Genomic DNA, 15,163 nt, shown 5'->3' on the forward strand with positions numbered 1-15,163 from the left:
TGAGGGGGTGTTGTGTCTTCCGAAAAAAAAGGTTGCGGTTGTTGTTCATTCACCTTCGGTTGCTTTGTCGGCATGCTTTTGCTTGCCGGGATTCTGTTCGGCGGCAGTTACCTTTTCCTGACGCGCACCGCTTTTCTTCTCGATCAGGGGTTAAAGTACGCCTATCCCCAGATGCGGCCCTATGTGGAACGGTCCCTGCCGGATGAGTGGCCTCCCCCGCAAAAAGAGGCGATCATGAACAGGATCGACCGCGATGTGGACGGCTACTTAAGCCTGCCGAGCGGGGACCGCCGTGCCGTCCGTGAAAAAATAAAGGAAATGGCGACAACCTGGAGCAATCCGCAGATCGACAAAGAGGTCCAGTTGCGGGAGATTGAGGCGTTGATTCAGGAGTTGAAAAACAAAGAGTCGCCATGACGCATGATGTTACTTTATCCGTTTGACAGGCCGGATTGAAATTTTATAAGGCTTAAAGAAGCAAATCATCCCGCCTGAGGCGGGTGATTTGCGCGGGGTTTGGGGCCACCTGCCCGCCGGATTGGCAGGCGGGTTTGAGGCCCGCAATACATTAACGCGAGTAGCATCAAACGGGCCGAAAGGGCCCCAAATATAATGTCTCAAGATATCTTCACCCGCCCCGAACGCCGCAATTACCGGCGCGTCCATGTCGATGTGGAGGTTGATCTCCTCCTGAACGGGCAAAATGTAAAAACCACCGCCGTCAACTTGAGTTGCGGCGGGATGTATCTCCCCGTCAAAAAAAAGGAGGTGAGGGAACAGGAAAAAGTGCAGGCGGCGGTTTATCTCCCCGATATGTCCAAGCCGGTGGTGGTGGCGGGCGAGGTGGCCCGCGTGGAAAAGGGCTCCTTTTTAAGCCCGCGCAAGGGGGGACTGGCCATCCGCTTTTCCGGCCTCTACGACGACAACATTCTCGCCATCGACCGGTTCATCAAGGACAAACTCCATTGATTAAATCGGGGGCTTTGCCGCTGGCGCCCGGGGTCCCCGCCGAACGCCACCGGTTCGAGTGAGGTGGGGGCGGAAACTGATTCCGCTCCCAAGCCGCTTAATCCGCCACCGGCGGCGCGGCTTGGGAACCCTACCCCCCGTTCGCTCGGACGGAATAAATCCGATCCTCGCTCACTAAAATTATTTTGTTCCCCGCGGGGAATTGGCTTACGAAAATGATAGACCGCGGTGTGGCAATTTATCTTTGCAATCTTTGGGCGAATTTTCTAGGCTCGGCCGGCAGTTGTCAGGGAAGGGTGGCCGAGCGGTTGAAGGCGCCAGACTCGAAATCTGGTATAGTCGAAAGGCTATCGTGGGTTCAAATCCCACCCCTTCCGCATACCTGCTACGCACCCACCGTCACCACCTGCACCGTGATATTGTCCGCCGCGCGGGGAGGGGCGGCGCGGATGGAATGATCAGGCGACATCTGGATAACAAAGGGAGCCTCCGCGTTGTTACGGGCGTAGGCGAGATCAAAGAGGGCCATTTGGAATCCGGAGGGACTTGTTTCCTTCGCCATTTTCAGAATCTCGTATTCGCTCACCACATCCCAGAGGCCGTCGGAGCCGAGCACGATCCGGTCCCCGGGCGAGGCCCTGAAGGCGGTCTGCCAGGGAAGGCCGTTTCCATATCCGATGGCGCCGGTGATGATGTGCTTTTCGGGATGGTTGTAAAAATCCTCGGGACGAAGAAGCCCTTTTTCAATCCGTTCGCTCACCACGTTTTCCATTCTCGTGGTCCCTTCGCTGATGATTTTACCCTCGGGACCGGGTCCCTTTCCGAACGTCATGGCCTTGGAATCTCCCTTGATGGCCAGCATGACGTTAAGCAGACGGTCGATCTGAACCACAACCGCCGAGGCATAGGCGCCGCAGGCCTTTTCCCGCACCAGATTGTGCGCCCCCATGAAGGCGTCGAACAGGCCCCCCCCTTTCATCAGGATGTCGGAGAGCTGTTCGTTGGCATAGAGGCCGGCGAGGTATCCGCTCAAACTCCCCCCGGCGCCGTCGATAACTCCGGCAATCAGCGCTCCATTGGTGGTGACTCCGGTAAAATAGCTGTCCTCGTTGACTTTGTACTTCGACCGCGGGCCACCATAGCTGGTGGTTGAACTGATCCGCCCAATGGGATGCTCAAAATCAAGCGGCTCCCCGTTGTTGTAAGGGGCCTCTTCGGGGCGTTCTTCAAAACGGCGGTCGAAGACCACCTTTTTTAACCCCAACGAGATGCGATGACACATTCTTTCGGGACGGACGGACATGTAGAAAAATAAATCTTTGCAAACTTAATGCCAGACGAATCAGCAACATATCGAATTAATTAATAATTTGCAAGCATTTGAAAAATAGAGAAGATAAAAGGAAATTTGGTTAGTAATAAAATCCAAAAGATTAGACAGATAAGGTCTGTCCGTCTTGATTTCCGGTCGCCCTATAGTCCCGTCACCCCAAGTGGGGGTTTGGAAACCGCAGAGGTAGGAACTTCTTTACAAAGGATAAAAGTTTGGGGAAAAATAGTCCCATCATGAAAACGGGTCGCCGCGGTCTGGTTTTTTTCGTTTTTGTCGTCCTGCTTTTCGGTCCTGTCGCCTGTGGATCCACGCAGTCGGAGGGGGCGCGGTCGTCGGCCGGGGCAAAGGGAGAGCACAAACACTTAGACGACTACAAACGGAAACACTTCAACCTCTTTTCCGAGAAAGATGACATCAAGCTTGGCGAATATGTGATGAAGCTTCAGATCAAGGAATTCAAAAAGGAAGGGGTCGGCGTCGATCTTCCTAAACATCAGGAATTGAAGGCACGCGTCGAAAAGATTGTCCATCGTCTCGCCGCCGTTTCCGACAAGCCGGATTTTCCCTACGAGGTGCACATCTTCGACAGGCCCGATGTGGTGAACGCCTTTGCCATGCCGGGGGGGAAGATCGGCGTATTTACCGGCCTGTTCGACCGTGAAAAAGGATTGGTCGATATCAACAACGACGATCAAATTGCCGCCGTGATCGGCCATGAAATGGCCCATGCGACGGTGCGGCACATCACGCGGCGGCTGACCACCTATCAGGGGATCAACCTCATCGGGCTGGCCGGCGTGATCGGCTTTGGGCAGGGTTTGGGGCCCAACGCGGAATATATTTTTAATCAGGTCTTTTCACTCGGCGTGAACCTCTATCTCCCCAGTTACAGCCGGAAGCACGAAAAGGAGGCCGACCAGATCGGTTTCTATTATCTCGCAAAGGCGGGCTACAACCCGCAGGCGGCCATCGACATCTGGAAAAAAGCGGCCGCCAAGGGAGGCCCCAACTCAAAACGCACCGACTTTTTCGCCTCGCATCCCGCCAGCGGAGAACGGGCAAAGGCGCTTGAGGCGTGGCTCCCGGAGGCTCTGCAAATCCAAAGCTCTGCCGGTGCCGCTTACTAACTGTTGTAAATTCCATCGGCCCCACCCCCCTTTGTCAAACCTGTCCGCCGGTTGTGCCTGCCCGCCGGCAGTATGGAGGGTGGCGGAGGGGGGAAAGGGGGAATTTAATAATTCGTCAGAATCCGGTTTTGCGGGAGGCCCAGCGCTTTCAGGCGGTCGGATACATCTCGGACCATCCCCTCCATTCCGCAGACCAGCGCGATGGTGTTTTCAGTTTTGCACGAATCGGCGATATGCCGCTGTACATGGCCGAAGAGGCCTTTCCAAGCGGGGTGGGCCTGATTCGAAACGGTCTGAATGATTTCAACCCCCCCATTTTTCCAGTCGCTGAATTCATGGGCATAGGCAAATTCGTCCGGATTCCGGGCGCCGTAGAAGAGAGTGACGTCGCCGTAGTCTTGCCGTTTTTCCATAATCCACCGAAGGGCCGAACGGAGCGGGGCGATCCCGGTGCCCGCGGCAAAGAGGAGGATATTTTTGCCATGGCCGGTTCCCATTCTAAATCCCCCGCCGCGGGCACTGGTCACCGTAACGGCGTCTCCCGGGTTCATGGTGACAAGCACATTTGTCAGCGGCGCCCCCGCTTTGATCAAAAACGACCATGTTGGCTCGCGCGGGGAGCTCGACATGGCGAAATAGTTTTCGTTGCCGCTCGGGATGCTGATGACCGTGTATTGACCGGGACGGGTAAACGATTTTCCCACTTTCCCATCCTCGATGGTGAAGACGAAATGAAACGCCTGCGGCGTCTCCCGGATTTTTTCCGTCAGAAGGGCGGCGCTGGTTAGAGATTTTTTTCTCATGACCGGTTGAGATCCACTTCGAAGCCTTTATCCTTGAAAAACGTTTTTAATTTCAACACCACCCGTTCCTCCAGTTGGCGAATCCGCTCGCGCGTGATGCCGTATTCGTCGGCAATATCCTGAAGAGTCTTCGGCACCTCGGCGTAAAGCCGTTCACGGAATATTTTCTTTTCCTTGTCTTTGAGGGTTGCGACAAATTCATCCAGATTGGAAAAGAGCTGATTTTTCAATTCCTCATCCATTACCTGTTGGTCGGCCGGGGTCTCCCCGGAGGCGAACATGTCGATGTTGAGTTTACCGTCGTAATGCGGGTTGGGGGCATCCAGCGACAGATCGCCAAAACCCATCCTCTGCTCCATTTCCACCACCTCTTTTTCCTTCACATCCATTTTTTCGGCCAAGAGGCGCGAGTCGGGGGAAAACCCCATCGATTCGATCTTTCGTTTTTCCTTCATCAGATTATAGAATAATTTTTTCTGCGCCTGCGTGGTGCCGAGCCGGACCAGCCGGAAATTGTCGACGATGAATTTCAAAATATAGGCCCGGATCCACCAGGCGGCATAATAGGAAAAGCGCGTCCCTTTGGAGGGGTCATATTTTTTCACGGCGCGCAAAAGGCCGATGTTTCCCTCCTGAATCAGATCAAGAAGATTGTGAAAGGCCCGGGAATATTCCATGGCGATTTTCACGACGAGTCTTAAGTTCGAGACGACCAGTTTTTTGGCCGATTCGGGATCCTGATGCTCAAAGTAATGCCGGGCCACCGCTATCTCCTCCTCGCGGGTCATCAACGGATACCGGCTGACTTCCATCAGATATCGGTGAAGCGAATCGACCGGAACGGGAAGTGCCTCTTCGTGGATAAGAGGAACAAGGGCTTGATCATGCGGGGCCTTAAACGCCGATTTCTTTGATGATTTCCTTGGCATGCGCTTCAAGATTTAACATTTTGACAGCCGGAGTCAATCTACGATAGATGATGCCTGATTTTCCGGGATCGTCCAATGGTAGGACTACGGACTCTGACTCCGTCAATGAAGGTTCGAATCCTTCTCCCGGATCAAGGGACTTGGTTGCTTCTGCCGTCTCCGCCCCCGCCTCGCTCGAACCGGTGGCGTTCGGCGGGGACCCCTGGTTCGAATCCAAGTCCCGGATATTGGTTTTTATGACCGTTTCGCAAAAAGAAATCGCAACGCTCGCCGCCGGGTGTTTTTGGGGGGTGGAGAAGATTATTCGGGAGATTCCGGGGGTGCTCGATACGACCGTCGGCTACACCGGCGGTACCACCTCACATCCCACCTACGAGGATGTTTGCACCGGGACAACAGGACATTCCGAGGCGATCGAAATCGTTTTTGATCCGGCCAAAATTTCCTACGAGGCGCTTCTCGACTATTTTTTTCGTCTTCACGACCCTACCACCCTGAATAAACAGGGGCACGATGTGGGGAACCAGTATCGGTCGGCCATTTTTTATCACGGCGAAAAACAGAAAGAGGCGGCGCTCAAGGTCCGCGATCACGTCAACCGCTCCGGCAAATGGTCCAAAGGAATTGTGACCGAAATCGTCCCGGCCGGAACCTTTTACACTGCCGAGGAATATCATCAGGACTATTTGCTGAAAAATCCGGGGGGATACAGCTGTCATTATTTGCGTAATGAGAGGAGACAACCATCATGAAAAATCAAATTCTTGTTTTTGCTTTGTTGTTTTTAGGGATGAATTCTGTTTTTGCCCATGAGGAGGGCGGCATGCCGCATCACGCTTCTCCCCCGGGGGCCCGCGTGTTTATTATCGAACCGGCCGACGGGGCGACGGTACACAATCCGGTCAAGGTCAAATTCGGCTTGGAAGGGATGATGATCGCTCCCGCCGGGCCCACGGGGGGCGAAAATACGGGGCATCATCATCTGCTCATCGATCTCGAGGCTCTCCCCCCTTTGGATCGGCCGCTTCCATCCAGCGAGCAGATCCGGCACTTCGGCCAGGGGGAAACCGAGGCGAGCCTAACTCTCACTCCGGGGTGGCACTACTTCCGGCTTCTTTTGGCCGACGGCAACCACATCCCGCATAATCCGCCGGTGATGTCCGATGTGGTGCATATTAATGTGCAGTAGGTCTTTAGCTGTTGACAAAGTCTGCAAGGGGCTGAAATTGTCATTCCCGCGAAAGCGGGAATCCAGTCTTTTCAAACACTTCTGGATCCCCGTTTTCACGGGGATGACGTCAAACGTGACTTTGTCAACAGACTGTTAGGCACCTTTGTTCCATCCGTTATTGCCAGTTTGGTTTGAATTTCTTTATAGCCTTGATTGCTCTTCTAAGACTATCGGATCTTTTCTGTGCTTCCCTGATATCCCAAAAGTTGCGGACAAAATTTGTGAGTACACCATTATAATCCGGGCCAATAATTGATCGTGTGGAAACATCTGGTACGATTGCTGAACGTAACTTACTGGATGTTGATCGTCTGGCAAGATTTATCAGAATTGTCTTTGGGTCATTTATCGATTCAATCTGCTCAGGTACAAGCCCTGCATTAATTTTCAGATAACTAGCCAAATTTTTCTTGTCAGCTAATAACCACGCTTCTGCCTCTTTGACAGCTATTCTAAGGATAAGATTTTTTTGTTTGTTGTCACTTGCCAGCCAATCTTTAATAAGATCAGGCGCACAACCATAGCGGTCTAGATCGGCTAATACAAAATAAGGAATGCTCTTGGCCGCTTTGTTAAAGGCACGAATTTTAGTTCTTATGTAATCAACACCACCTCTATCATACACTGTTTTAACAGCAAATCGCTTTCTAGAATTTTCCAATATCTTTTCAGCAAGCGCTTTACTCAGAGCATCTTCAACTACAAGACTAAGCGGTATTATGTATTTTTTTTTATTCAAAGAGATTTAGTTGGTCCAGCTTTAATGGTAGGGTTCTGGGTAGCACTGCATCTGCTATGGTTAGTCCAGCGTTCAGCAAATCGGTTACTTCTCCAAGATCAGAAGCTTTCTCAACTTCTGTTCCCTCCTGATGAGGCCTAAGAATAAGAGTCTCACCAGCACCAATGCCTCTGTCTGATAGTAGATCAGCACTATGCGTTGTGATAATTATTTGGCGTTTCTTTTCCCTCAAAAGCCGGTAGATTAATGCGGGAAGCAATTTTACGATACCTGGATGAAGAGATAGCTCCGGTTCTTCTAAGAGTAAAACGGAATCACTTTCGAAGAGAGACCACAACAATCCAATGAGTCTGATCGTTCCGTCTGAAAACTGATCTTCTCTTTGTTTGCCAGCATGTGGTCGCCAGTGCTCATACACTGCCTCCAAATGAGCCAAACCTCGATCGTCACGTACAAAAGATAATTCCTTAAGTTGTGGCACTGCTGATCGTAGAGCTTCTCCAATCTTTCCCAAGCGGCTTTTTCGGGTCTTTTCAGGGACTTGTGCCAAGCGATCAAGAAAACTAAGTCCAAAGGGATCGCCAGGAATTCCTGGCCCCGGAAAAGCATCTGGGTGACGTACTAGTTGTGGTACGATATGAAGATATTGAATTGATTCAAAGAAATTGGCAATTGCCCTAAAGAGCAAATTTGCATTAATTTGTTCAAGATGTGTCTGTGTTAACCTTAGATTATCAGCTACGTCTTGATCATCCGGCCTATTTAAAATTTGTTGTTTTTCCTTCCATACCCGTTCGTATTTCAAATATGCCTGTCTGTAACCTCGGACCTCCTGAGCTATTCCTATTGCATAAATCCATTTTGGCTTATCACCTAAATCATCGGAGATGTGGATTTCAAATTCAACATCCGGGTCTTGTCGGGCGGCTAAACAACGGATCTTGGTTAAACCACCACGTTCTTGAACAGCTTTTTGCAAACCACCACCCGTTTTAGCTATATCTCTCAAAAAACGTATTGCATCCAAAAAGTTAGATTTTCCTGAGGCATTTGGACCGACAAGAAATGCTCTATAGCCGAGCTTCGCATCAACGCTTCTAAAGTTTCGCCAATTTTTAAGTAATATTTTGCTAATTAACATAAAAACAGCAGTTGAATGAGTTTATCTTCATAAACTATCAATAAACTCCGCGAAGGTGCGAACCATCACCCCGGTGCCGCCTCTGGGCTCATACTCGCGCGGTTTGTCGGTCCATGAGGGGCCGGCGATGTCGATGTGGGCCCATTTGTTCTTTCCCACAAATTCCTGGATGAACAGGCCGCCGTTGATGGTGCCGCCGTAATTGCCGCCGACATTTTTCAAATCGGCAATGGGCGATTTCAATTCCTCCTTGTATTCCTCCGCCAGGGGGAGCTCCCACATCTTTTCGCCGGTTTTTTGGCCGCTTTTAATCAACTTATCCACCAACTCCCTGTCGTTTCCCATGATGCCCGATATCCGCTCTCCCAAGGCCACGAGGCAAGCACCGGTTAAGGTAGCCACGTCGATTAAGTAATCCGGTTTTTTCCTGTCGGCGTAGCTGATGGCGTCGGCGAGGGTGAGCCGCCCTTCGGCGTCGGTGTTTAAGACCTCAATGGTTTTTCCGTTCATCGCCGTCACCACATCGCCGGGGCGCTGGGCCATCGCGTCGGGCATATTTTCCGCCGCCGCCACAAAGGCCCAAACCTCCACCTTCGGTTTTAATTTTGCGATCACCGACATGTAGCCAATCACCGCCGCGGCGCCCGACATGTCGTCCTTCATTGTTTCCATGAACTTGGGGGGTTTGAGCGAAAGGCCTCCGGAATCGAACGTGACCCCTTTGCCGATCAGCGCGATTCTCTTTTTCGGTTTTCCCGCAGGGCGGTAATGCATTTCGATGAAGGCGGGGGGATTGATGCTCCCCTGGGCGACCCCCAAGTAAGCCCCCATCTTCATCCGGCGGATTTGGGCGGTGTTGAACAGGCGGGTCCGCACCCCTTTTAGGCGTCTAGCCACCCGTCCCAGCTCGGCCGGCGTCATGTGGAGGGCCGGCGTGTTGATGAGGTCGCGCGCCAGACAGACGCCGTTGGCCAAAAACAATCCCCGTTCAATTCCTTTTTTAACTTCCGGGATTTTGGATTTGTCGGGACAGAGAATGGCAACCTCTTTGATTTCGTGCGCCTCTCTTGGCCTCTTTTTGTAGCGGTCAAACGAATAGGCGGCAAGCACCATTCCCTCCACCACCGCCTGCGCGCAGTCCTTTTTGGAAAAAAGGCCAAGATGTCCGCCGTGGGCCGCGGTGGCGATATGCGTGGCGCGGATTTGACCCGCCGCCTGAACAATTTTTCCCGCCCCCTTTCGGACGACATCGAGATTAAAATCCTTTTTATCGCCCAGCCCCAGGACCATCACATATTCGGCCGGCATTTTTCCGTGCGTGTTGAGCAGTTTGGTCTGCCCCGCCTTTCCCTCGAATTTTTCGCGCCGGATGAGCTTTCGCAATTCGCCCCCCAGTTTTTTGTCAATCCGGTTGGCGAAGGTGTGGGTGTCGATTTTTCCGTCGTGCATGTTGACCACAAGGAGGTCGGTTTTGATGGTGGTAAGATCGCGCGTATCATAGGTGAATTTCATTTAGTCCTCCGTTGGAATCTTACAATTTATCTTAAGTGTTGCCGTTTTCCAAGAAAATCTTGTACCATCGTCCCATGTTGCAAACTTATAACACTCTCGCCTATTTTGGCGCTTTGGCGGTTCTGCTGACTCTTTTGGGAGGGGCCATTCCCCTCCTTCGCCGGTGGAAGGAGGATCATCTCCACACCTTTGTCAGCTTTTCGGCGGGGGTTCTCATCGCTACCGCATTTCTCCATCTGATGCCGAACGCCATTTCACGCGGCAATCCCCTCTGGGTCGGGTTTTGCATCTTGGTCAGTTTTCTTTTTCTTTTCATCCTCGAAAAATTCGTCATGCTCCACCCCTGCGAAGAGACGCATTGCGATTATCACACGATGGGGATCGCCGCCTTTGCCGGGATGGTGACGCACACCTTTTTTGACGGCTTTGCCTTGGGAAGCGCGTTGATGGTTCCGGGGCTGGGGGGCCGACCCGGCCTGGGGACGGTGGTCTTTTTTGCCATCATGGCGCACAAAATCCCCTCCAGCTTTGCCCTGGCCAGCATTTTAAGAAAGGCAAAGTGGAGGCGGAGAAAGATTCTGTTGTTTATCCTGGTGTTCGGGTCGATCATCCCGGTGGGGGCGCTGGTGTCGGTTACTTTGCTCCAGTCGATCGGCGACCAGTCGGTGGGGATTGCGCTGGCGTTAAGCCTGGGGACGTTTTTGTACATCTCAACTTCCGATTTTTTGCCCGAGGTCCATCGGGCGCACGAACGACGGTTTAAAAATCTTGCCGCCTTTCTGGGGGGAATTCTCCTGCTCGCCCTTTTGGCTTTTTTGCTTCCCGAACATTAACCGGCAAAACATTAGTGAGCGAGGATCGGATTTATTCCGTCCGAGCGAACGGGGGGCGCGGGGGCGCCAGCGGCAAAGCCCCCGATTTAATTTGTTCCGCCGTGAAGTGATTGATGAGGTGGGTAAACAAATCCATCGAGTCAAGGTCTCCTTCGTTACGGCCCAAAAAGGCAAAGCCGACCTCGTAGAAGGGATCATCCCCTTTTTCCGACGGGCGATTCCAGACGATTCTTCCCATGAAGTAATTGCCGGTCTTTAATATGTTGCCGCGGTTGGTTTTCAGGTCATCAAGCGCATTCTCGTCCAGGTATGCCAGCGCGTAAGTCCCGGCTTCTATGGGTGTTGCGGAACGGAAACAGGCGCCCCCGGCGGAAAGATTTTTCGAGACGACGATATCTTTGTGAATTTTTTTCTGCGGGTTGAAAAAGAGGAGATGCTGTTGCGCCGCGACCGGCGTGCGCGCGAATCGTCTTTTTTCCATCACGGCAGGGTTATAATTCTAGGATTGAAACGAGGCAAGATAAGATTTGCAACGGGAGAGGTTTTCCCCCGCCTCTTCGAGGCGCCTGTCCAGGCTTTTGTGCTTGCGCCGGACCTCGCCCAGACCGGAGGCGATTCTTTCCTCATCGGCAAGATTTTTTTGAAGAACGACATCCATTTTTTTTATGTCCCGCTCGATGCGCCGCACCTCCAGCCTTGTCACCGCCGTCTGCACGTTGCATATCCGAAGATACCGTTTGGCCAGTGCCGTATCCATATTCGTATTGTCGCAGAATCAGCCCCCTTTTCAAAGGACAAATTTAGCCGCTTTGTCCATTAATTCAGTCAAAAATTTGGCGAAGACGGCCACTGCCGTCACGCTGTCTTCAAGGTCAGGATCACTTGCCGGAGGCATTCCTGGAATGGTTCCAGAATTCCCTTTCCCTGCAGGGCCACCGACTCAAAGTCGGCGACATGGAAGGTGTTGACGACCCTTCGCAGTTCATCCAGAGCGCAGGCATCCGGCAGGTCGCGCTTGTTGTACTGGATGATAATCGGGATATCCTTGGGGGCGTATCCCATTTTTTGGATATGGTTGCGCAACTCCTCGCTACTATCGAGATTGTCCTGCAGGCGCTCCAGCGCCGAATCGACAACGAAAATGATCCCGTCCACCCCTTTTAAAAGAAGTTTGCGGGAATCTTCATAGAGCGGCTGGCCGGGGACCGTGTAGACCTGAAAACGGGTCTTGAACCCCTTGATCCCGTTGGAGGAAAGGGGGAGGAAGTCGAAAAAGAGGGTCTTTTCGGTCTTGGAGAGGCTCTTGATTTTGGTTTTTGATTTTGCCTGAACCTGGTTTTGCAACTGCTGGAGGGTGGTGGTTTTTCCCGAAAGGCCGGGGCCGCAGTAAACGATTTTAAAGTTGATTTCTTTCTTGACCGTGTTGATGACCGACATGGTGATGGTATGCTATGAAGCGGCAAGGGAGGCTGTCAATCAATTAAATCGGGGGCTTTGCCGCTGGCGCCCCCGTCCCCCCCGTTCGCTCGGACGGAGTGAATCCGATCCTCGCTCACTAGTATTCCATCCTCGATTCTAGGGCGCGGGCGAGCGTCATCTGGTCGATATACTCAATGTTTCCCCCCACCGGAATGCCGGCGGCCAGTTTGGTTACCCTGATATTGAGGGGTTTGACCATCTTGGAAATATAAAGGGCGGTGGCGTCGCCGGTGACATTGGGATTGGTGGCCAGTATCAGTTCGCGGATCTCTTCGGTGCGAAGCCGACGGAGGAGCTCCCCGATTTTTAAATTTTCGGGACCGATGCCGTCCAGAGGCGAGAGGGCCCCCTGCAAAACATGATAAACGCCGCGGAACTCCCGCGTCCGCTCGATGGCCAAAAGATCGGAAGACTCCTCGACGACGCAGACAATCTGCTGATTGCGGCGGAGGTCGGCGCAGAGGACGCAGGGGTCGGCCTCGGTCAAATGAAAACAGCGGGAACAGAAACGGATTTTTTCCGCCACGTCCGTCAATGATTCGGCCAGCGCCTGGGCGTAATCGGCGGGCTGGCGCAGAATGTGCAACGCCAGCCGCAGGGCCGTTTTTTGGCCGATGCCGGGGAGCCTGGAAAGTTCATGGATAAGGCGATCGAGGGGGGTCAGACACTGGTTGATGGTTGATGGTAGATAGTTGATAGAGGTAAAATTGCACCATCAACCATCACCAATCGACCATCAACGATCAACAGTATTTAAAATCCCGGAATTTTTAGGCCCAAATTTCCCATCATTCCCGACATTTCGTCCTGGGTTGCCTCGCGGACCCTTTTTAACGCCTCGTTGACGGCGGCGACAATCAAATCCTCCAGCATCTCGACGTCATCTTTGGCGACTATCTCCGGATCGAGTTTTACGGAGAGAATCTCTCCCTTTCCATTGGTTTTAACCGTCACCATGCCGCCGCCGCTTGCGGCCTCGAAAACTTTTGAGCCCAACTCCTCATGTTGTTTGGCCAGCTTTTTTTGCAGTTCCTGCGCCTGTTTCATGATTTCGGTTATTTTCATTTAATCTCTTTCACCTCTTTTAGTTTCGCCCCCAACAGCTCCTGCGCCTTTTGCACCATCGGATCGGCCAGGGCGCGGGCGGTCAAGGCCTCTTTTTTCTTTTTTTCCTCTTCCTCACGGAGTTCGCGGGCGGAGGCGGGGGCGCCTCCCGTTTCCCCCAGAAAACGGATGCCGAATTTCACCGGCTTTTTGAAATAACCACCGGCCACCTCCTGAAGCATCTCGATCCGTTCGCGGAGCATGTCGGCATAGAGCGATTTCGGCTCGAAACCGAGGTCGATCGAGTCGTCCCGAATCGCCAATGGCCGCGCATGCTCAAGAATCGCCCCCACCTGCGGCCGGACTTCGAGGACTTTTTTGACGAAGTTGGTCCATCCACTAACCCCCTCTCCCTTGAGGGGAGGGTTCCCAAGTCGCGCCGCCAGTGGCGGATTAAGCGACTTGGGAGCGGAGTCAGTATCTGCCCCCACCTCACTCGAACCAGTGGCGTTCGGTGGGTCCCCGGGTAGGGGAGAGGGTGAAGCTCGAGTGCCACCCTCCCCTTTGTCCCCTCCCCTCAAGGGAGGGGAGAGGTGAGAGGATGACGCCTGTTGTGATGAACCTTGTGTTTCCAATCTCTCCAAAATCTCCGGAATACTCATCAGCTCCTTGGCTCTCAACATCTTTAGGAGCGTGACCTCAAACGCCATTTTGGGGAAATCGCTCCGCGCCAGATCCTCCACCCCCCGCGCCAAAATTTGAAAGAGGGTCAAGTATTTTGCGGCCGGAATGAGAGAGGCCATTTTTTTGATCCGTTCCTTTTCCGCGGGGGGGAGATCGACAAATTCATCTCCCCCTTCGGCCATGACCAGGCAATGACGGATCATCTCCAAAAGTCCTTCGGAAAAAATTTTCAGGTCAAACCCCTGTTCATAGACCGATTGGGCCTGCTTCAGCACCGCCCGGACATCTTCTTTAAGAAGCGCCTCCAGGGTGGCAAAAAGAAGCGCCCGGTCGGCCAACCCCAGGATCTCGCGCACCTGGTCAGGCGTAGCCCCCGCGCCGCAAAAGCTGATGACCTGATCCAAAAGCGAAAGAGAGTCGCGCACCGATCCTTCGGAGCACGAGGCGACGAGCGTCAGACCTTCCTCGTCCACGGCGATTTTTTCACGGGCCAGAATATTTTTCAAGTGGCCGACCAGTTGGGGGACAGAGAGGCGTTTAAAATCGAAGCGCTGGCATCGCGAAAGAATCGTCACCGGAATCTTGTGCGGTTCGGTCGTTGCAAAAATAAAAATGACGTGCGGCGGCGGCTCCTCAAGGGTTTTTAAAAGGGCGTTGAAGGCGGCCTGGGAGAGCATGTGGACTTCGTCGATAATATAGATTTTGTATTTCCCGCCGGTGGGGAGATATTTCACCTGCTCGCGCAGTTCGCGGACATCATCCACGCCGGTGTTGGAGGCGCCGTCGATTTCCCGGACATCCAGCGAGTTGGACTGGGTGATCCCCACGCATGCTGTACAGGTCTGGCAGGGGGCGATCGTCGACCCCGTGGGGGTTAGCCCCCTTTCGCAGTTGAGCGATTTGGCCAAAATCCGCGCGAGGGAAGTCTTGCCGACGCCGCGGGCGCCGCAAAAAAGATAGGCTTGGTGGAGGCGTTTTTGCGCGATGGCGTTGGTCAGCGTTTTGACCGTCGTCTCCTGTCCCAGCACCTCCTCAAACGACTGCGGGCGGTATTTGCGGGCAAGAACCTGATAAGCCATAAAAACTTTTAGAACATATGCCATGGATGTTTTCAATACCTGTTTTCCCGATTGCCGGACTTGGCCAATATACGTTATATCAACAATGAAGGAAGGGTGGCCGAGCGGCTGAAGGCGCACGCTTGGAAAGCGTGTTACCCTTAACCGGGTACGTGGGTTCGAATCCCACCCCTTCCGCCAATTTGTACTTTCAGAAAAATCGTAAGAAGTTGCCTTGGCGCGTTGCGCCTCGGCATGGTATTTCCCCGCGAGAATACAAG

General features: G+C 53.0%; 18 protein-coding genes and 3 tRNA genes. 9 read left to right on the forward strand and 12 right to left on the reverse strand.

The genetic code is table 11. The features are described from left to right. The first annotated feature begins 12 nt into the window (after window positions 1–12). From HYU99_10240 to HYU99_10250, 3 genes are all read left to right on the forward strand, one after another. Window positions 13–417: a hypothetical protein gene (locus HYU99_10240; protein ID MBI2340722.1), complete on the forward strand. Its 405-nt coding sequence runs from the start codon at window positions 13–15 to the stop codon at window positions 415–417. Between the two features lie 195 nt (window positions 418–612). Further along, on the forward strand, window positions 613–969 hold the full coding sequence (locus HYU99_10245; protein MBI2340723.1) for a PilZ domain-containing protein: 357 nt from the start codon (window positions 613–615) through the stop codon (window positions 967–969). 290 nt (window positions 970–1,259) lie between these two features. Then, window positions 1,260–1,346, forward strand: a tRNA-Ser gene (locus HYU99_10250). A gap of 8 nt (window positions 1,347–1,354) precedes the next feature. On the opposite strand, the gene HYU99_10255 is transcribed toward HYU99_10250, so the two are convergent. Continuing rightward, window positions 1,355–2,251 carry a hypothetical protein gene (locus HYU99_10255; GenBank protein MBI2340724.1) on the reverse strand — a complete coding sequence of 299 codons (897 nt, stop codon included), beginning with the start codon at window positions 2,249–2,251 and terminating at the stop codon, window positions 1,355–1,357. A gap of 284 nt (window positions 2,252–2,535) precedes the next feature. Here HYU99_10255 and HYU99_10260 point away from each other — a divergent pair, with 284 nt between their 5' ends. Continuing rightward, window positions 2,536–3,429 carry a M48 family metallopeptidase gene (locus tag HYU99_10260; GenBank protein MBI2340725.1) on the forward strand — a complete coding sequence of 298 codons (894 nt, stop codon included), beginning with the start codon at window positions 2,536–2,538 and terminating at the stop codon, window positions 3,427–3,429. A 104-nt stretch (window positions 3,430–3,533) separates the two neighbouring features. Here the strand turns inward: HYU99_10260 and HYU99_10265 are convergent, their stop codons facing one another. Continuing rightward, the gene (locus HYU99_10265; protein ID MBI2340726.1) at window positions 3,534–4,232 is read right to left on the reverse strand and encodes an NAD-binding oxidoreductase; all 699 of its coding nucleotides are present in this window, start codon (window positions 4,230–4,232) and stop codon (window positions 3,534–3,536) included. Continuing rightward, the gene (locus tag HYU99_10270; GenBank protein ID MBI2340727.1) at window positions 4,229–5,161 is read right to left on the reverse strand and encodes an RNA polymerase factor sigma-32; all 933 of its coding nucleotides are present in this window, start codon (window positions 5,159–5,161) and stop codon (window positions 4,229–4,231) included. Before HYU99_10270 ends, HYU99_10265 begins: the two co-directional genes overlap by 4 nt. 61 nt (window positions 5,162–5,222) lie before the next feature. On the opposite strand from HYU99_10270, the gene HYU99_10275 reads away from it, so the two are divergent. The 3 genes from HYU99_10275 (at window position 5,223) to HYU99_10285 (ending at window position 6,350) form a co-directional block, all read left to right on the forward strand. Further along, window positions 5,223–5,293 (forward strand) — tRNA-Gln (locus HYU99_10275). Between the two features lie 104 nt (window positions 5,294–5,397). Continuing rightward, window positions 5,398–5,913, forward strand: a complete 516-nt coding sequence (msrA, locus tag HYU99_10280; GenBank protein MBI2340728.1) for a peptide-methionine (S)-S-oxide reductase MsrA — start codon at window positions 5,398–5,400, stop codon at window positions 5,911–5,913. Next, on the forward strand, window positions 5,910–6,350 hold the full coding sequence (locus HYU99_10285; GenBank protein ID MBI2340729.1) for a DUF4399 domain-containing protein: 441 nt from the start codon (window positions 5,910–5,912) through the stop codon (window positions 6,348–6,350). The genes msrA and HYU99_10285 overlap by 4 nt, the downstream gene beginning before the upstream one ends. 157 nt (window positions 6,351–6,507) lie before the next feature. On the opposite strand, the gene HYU99_10290 is transcribed toward HYU99_10285, so the two are convergent. From HYU99_10290 to HYU99_10300, 3 genes are read right to left on the reverse strand one after another with little or no spacing between them, the layout of a single operon-like run. Next, complete coding sequence (locus tag HYU99_10290; GenBank protein MBI2340730.1) at window positions 6,508–7,131, reverse strand: DUF4276 family protein; 624 nt, start codon at window positions 7,129–7,131, stop codon at window positions 6,508–6,510. Next, complete coding sequence (locus tag HYU99_10295; protein ID MBI2340731.1) at window positions 7,124–8,272, reverse strand: AAA family ATPase; 1,149 nt, start codon at window positions 8,270–8,272, stop codon at window positions 7,124–7,126. The genes HYU99_10290 and HYU99_10295 overlap by 8 nt, the downstream gene beginning before the upstream one ends. 27 nt (window positions 8,273–8,299) lie before the next feature. Then, complete coding sequence (locus HYU99_10300) at window positions 8,300–9,784, reverse strand: leucyl aminopeptidase (GenBank protein MBI2340732.1); 1,485 nt, start codon at window positions 9,782–9,784, stop codon at window positions 8,300–8,302. Between the two features lie 74 nt (window positions 9,785–9,858). On the opposite strand from HYU99_10300, the gene HYU99_10305 reads away from it, so the two are divergent. After that, complete coding sequence (locus tag HYU99_10305) at window positions 9,859–10,617, forward strand: ZIP family metal transporter (protein ID MBI2340733.1); 759 nt, start codon at window positions 9,859–9,861, stop codon at window positions 10,615–10,617. Window positions 10,618–10,648: 31 nt separating this feature from the next. Here the strand turns inward: HYU99_10305 and HYU99_10310 are convergent, their stop codons facing one another. From HYU99_10310 to dnaX, 6 genes are all read right to left on the reverse strand, one after another. Then, on the reverse strand, window positions 10,649–11,098 hold the full coding sequence (locus HYU99_10310) for a PilZ domain-containing protein (GenBank protein ID MBI2340734.1): 450 nt from the start codon (window positions 11,096–11,098) through the stop codon (window positions 10,649–10,651). Between the two features lie 18 nt (window positions 11,099–11,116). After that, window positions 11,117–11,374, reverse strand: a complete 258-nt coding sequence (locus HYU99_10315; protein MBI2340735.1) for a hypothetical protein — start codon at window positions 11,372–11,374, stop codon at window positions 11,117–11,119. 98 nt (window positions 11,375–11,472) lie between these two features. Beyond that, the gene (locus HYU99_10320; GenBank protein ID MBI2340736.1) at window positions 11,473–12,054 is read right to left on the reverse strand and encodes a GTPase domain-containing protein; all 582 of its coding nucleotides are present in this window, start codon (window positions 12,052–12,054) and stop codon (window positions 11,473–11,475) included. A gap of 118 nt (window positions 12,055–12,172) precedes the next feature. Continuing rightward, window positions 12,173–12,772 (reverse strand): recombination protein RecR, encoded by a 600-nt coding sequence (gene recR / locus HYU99_10325; protein MBI2340737.1) that lies wholly within the window; start codon window positions 12,770–12,772, stop codon window positions 12,173–12,175. 77 nt (window positions 12,773–12,849) lie between these two features. Further along, window positions 12,850–13,161 carry a YbaB/EbfC family nucleoid-associated protein gene (locus tag HYU99_10330; GenBank protein MBI2340738.1) on the reverse strand — a complete coding sequence of 104 codons (312 nt, stop codon included), beginning with the start codon at window positions 13,159–13,161 and terminating at the stop codon, window positions 12,850–12,852. Further along, the gene (dnaX, locus tag HYU99_10335) at window positions 13,158–14,903 is read right to left on the reverse strand and encodes a DNA polymerase III subunit gamma/tau (protein MBI2340739.1); all 1,746 of its coding nucleotides are present in this window, start codon (window positions 14,901–14,903) and stop codon (window positions 13,158–13,160) included. The genes HYU99_10330 and dnaX overlap by 4 nt, the downstream gene beginning before the upstream one ends. Window positions 14,904–14,993: 90 nt before the next feature. Here dnaX and HYU99_10340 point away from each other — a divergent pair. Further along, window positions 14,994–15,083 (forward strand) — tRNA-Ser (locus HYU99_10340). The last annotated feature ends 80 nt before the right edge of the window (window positions 15,084–15,163 follow it).

It is taken from the genome of Deltaproteobacteria bacterium (assembly GCA_016183175.1).
Classification (GTDB): Bacteria; UBA10199; UBA10199; order UBA10199; family SBBF01; genus JACPFC01.

Coding starts and splice junctions, on each gene's coding strand:
- HYU99_10310 (MBI2340734.1), bottom strand. CDS start 11,098: ATGGAAAAAAGACGATTCGCGCGCACGCCGGTCGCGGCGCAACAGCAT.
- HYU99_10260 (MBI2340725.1), top strand. CDS start 2,536: ATGAAAACGGGTCGCCGCGGTCTGGTTTTTTTCGTTTTTGTCGTCCTG.
- msrA (MBI2340728.1), top strand. CDS start 5,398: ATGACCGTTTCGCAAAAAGAAATCGCAACGCTCGCCGCCGGGTGTTTT.
- HYU99_10270 (MBI2340727.1), bottom strand. CDS start 5,161: ATGCCAAGGAAATCATCAAAGAAATCGGCGTTTAAGGCCCCGCATGAT.
- HYU99_10295 (MBI2340731.1), bottom strand. CDS start 8,272: ATGTTAATTAGCAAAATATTACTTAAAAATTGGCGAAACTTTAGAAGC.
- HYU99_10315 (MBI2340735.1), bottom strand. CDS start 11,374: ATGGATACGGCACTGGCCAAACGGTATCTTCGGATATGCAACGTGCAG.
- HYU99_10265 (MBI2340726.1), bottom strand. CDS start 4,232: ATGAGAAAAAAATCTCTAACCAGCGCCGCCCTTCTGACGGAAAAAATC.
- dnaX (MBI2340739.1), bottom strand. CDS start 14,903: ATGGCTTATCAGGTTCTTGCCCGCAAATACCGCCCGCAGTCGTTTGAG.
- HYU99_10305 (MBI2340733.1), top strand. CDS start 9,859: ATGTTGCAAACTTATAACACTCTCGCCTATTTTGGCGCTTTGGCGGTT.
- HYU99_10300 (MBI2340732.1), bottom strand. CDS start 9,784: ATGAAATTCACCTATGATACGCGCGATCTTACCACCATCAAAACCGAC.
- HYU99_10285 (MBI2340729.1), top strand. CDS start 5,910: ATGAAAAATCAAATTCTTGTTTTTGCTTTGTTGTTTTTAGGGATGAAT.
- HYU99_10245 (MBI2340723.1), top strand. CDS start 613: ATGTCTCAAGATATCTTCACCCGCCCCGAACGCCGCAATTACCGGCGC.
- HYU99_10330 (MBI2340738.1), bottom strand. CDS start 13,161: ATGAAAATAACCGAAATCATGAAACAGGCGCAGGAACTGCAAAAAAAG.
- HYU99_10255 (MBI2340724.1), bottom strand. CDS start 2,251: ATGTGTCATCGCATCTCGTTGGGGTTAAAAAAGGTGGTCTTCGACCGC.
- HYU99_10320 (MBI2340736.1), bottom strand. CDS start 12,054: ATGTCGGTCATCAACACGGTCAAGAAAGAAATCAACTTTAAAATCGTT.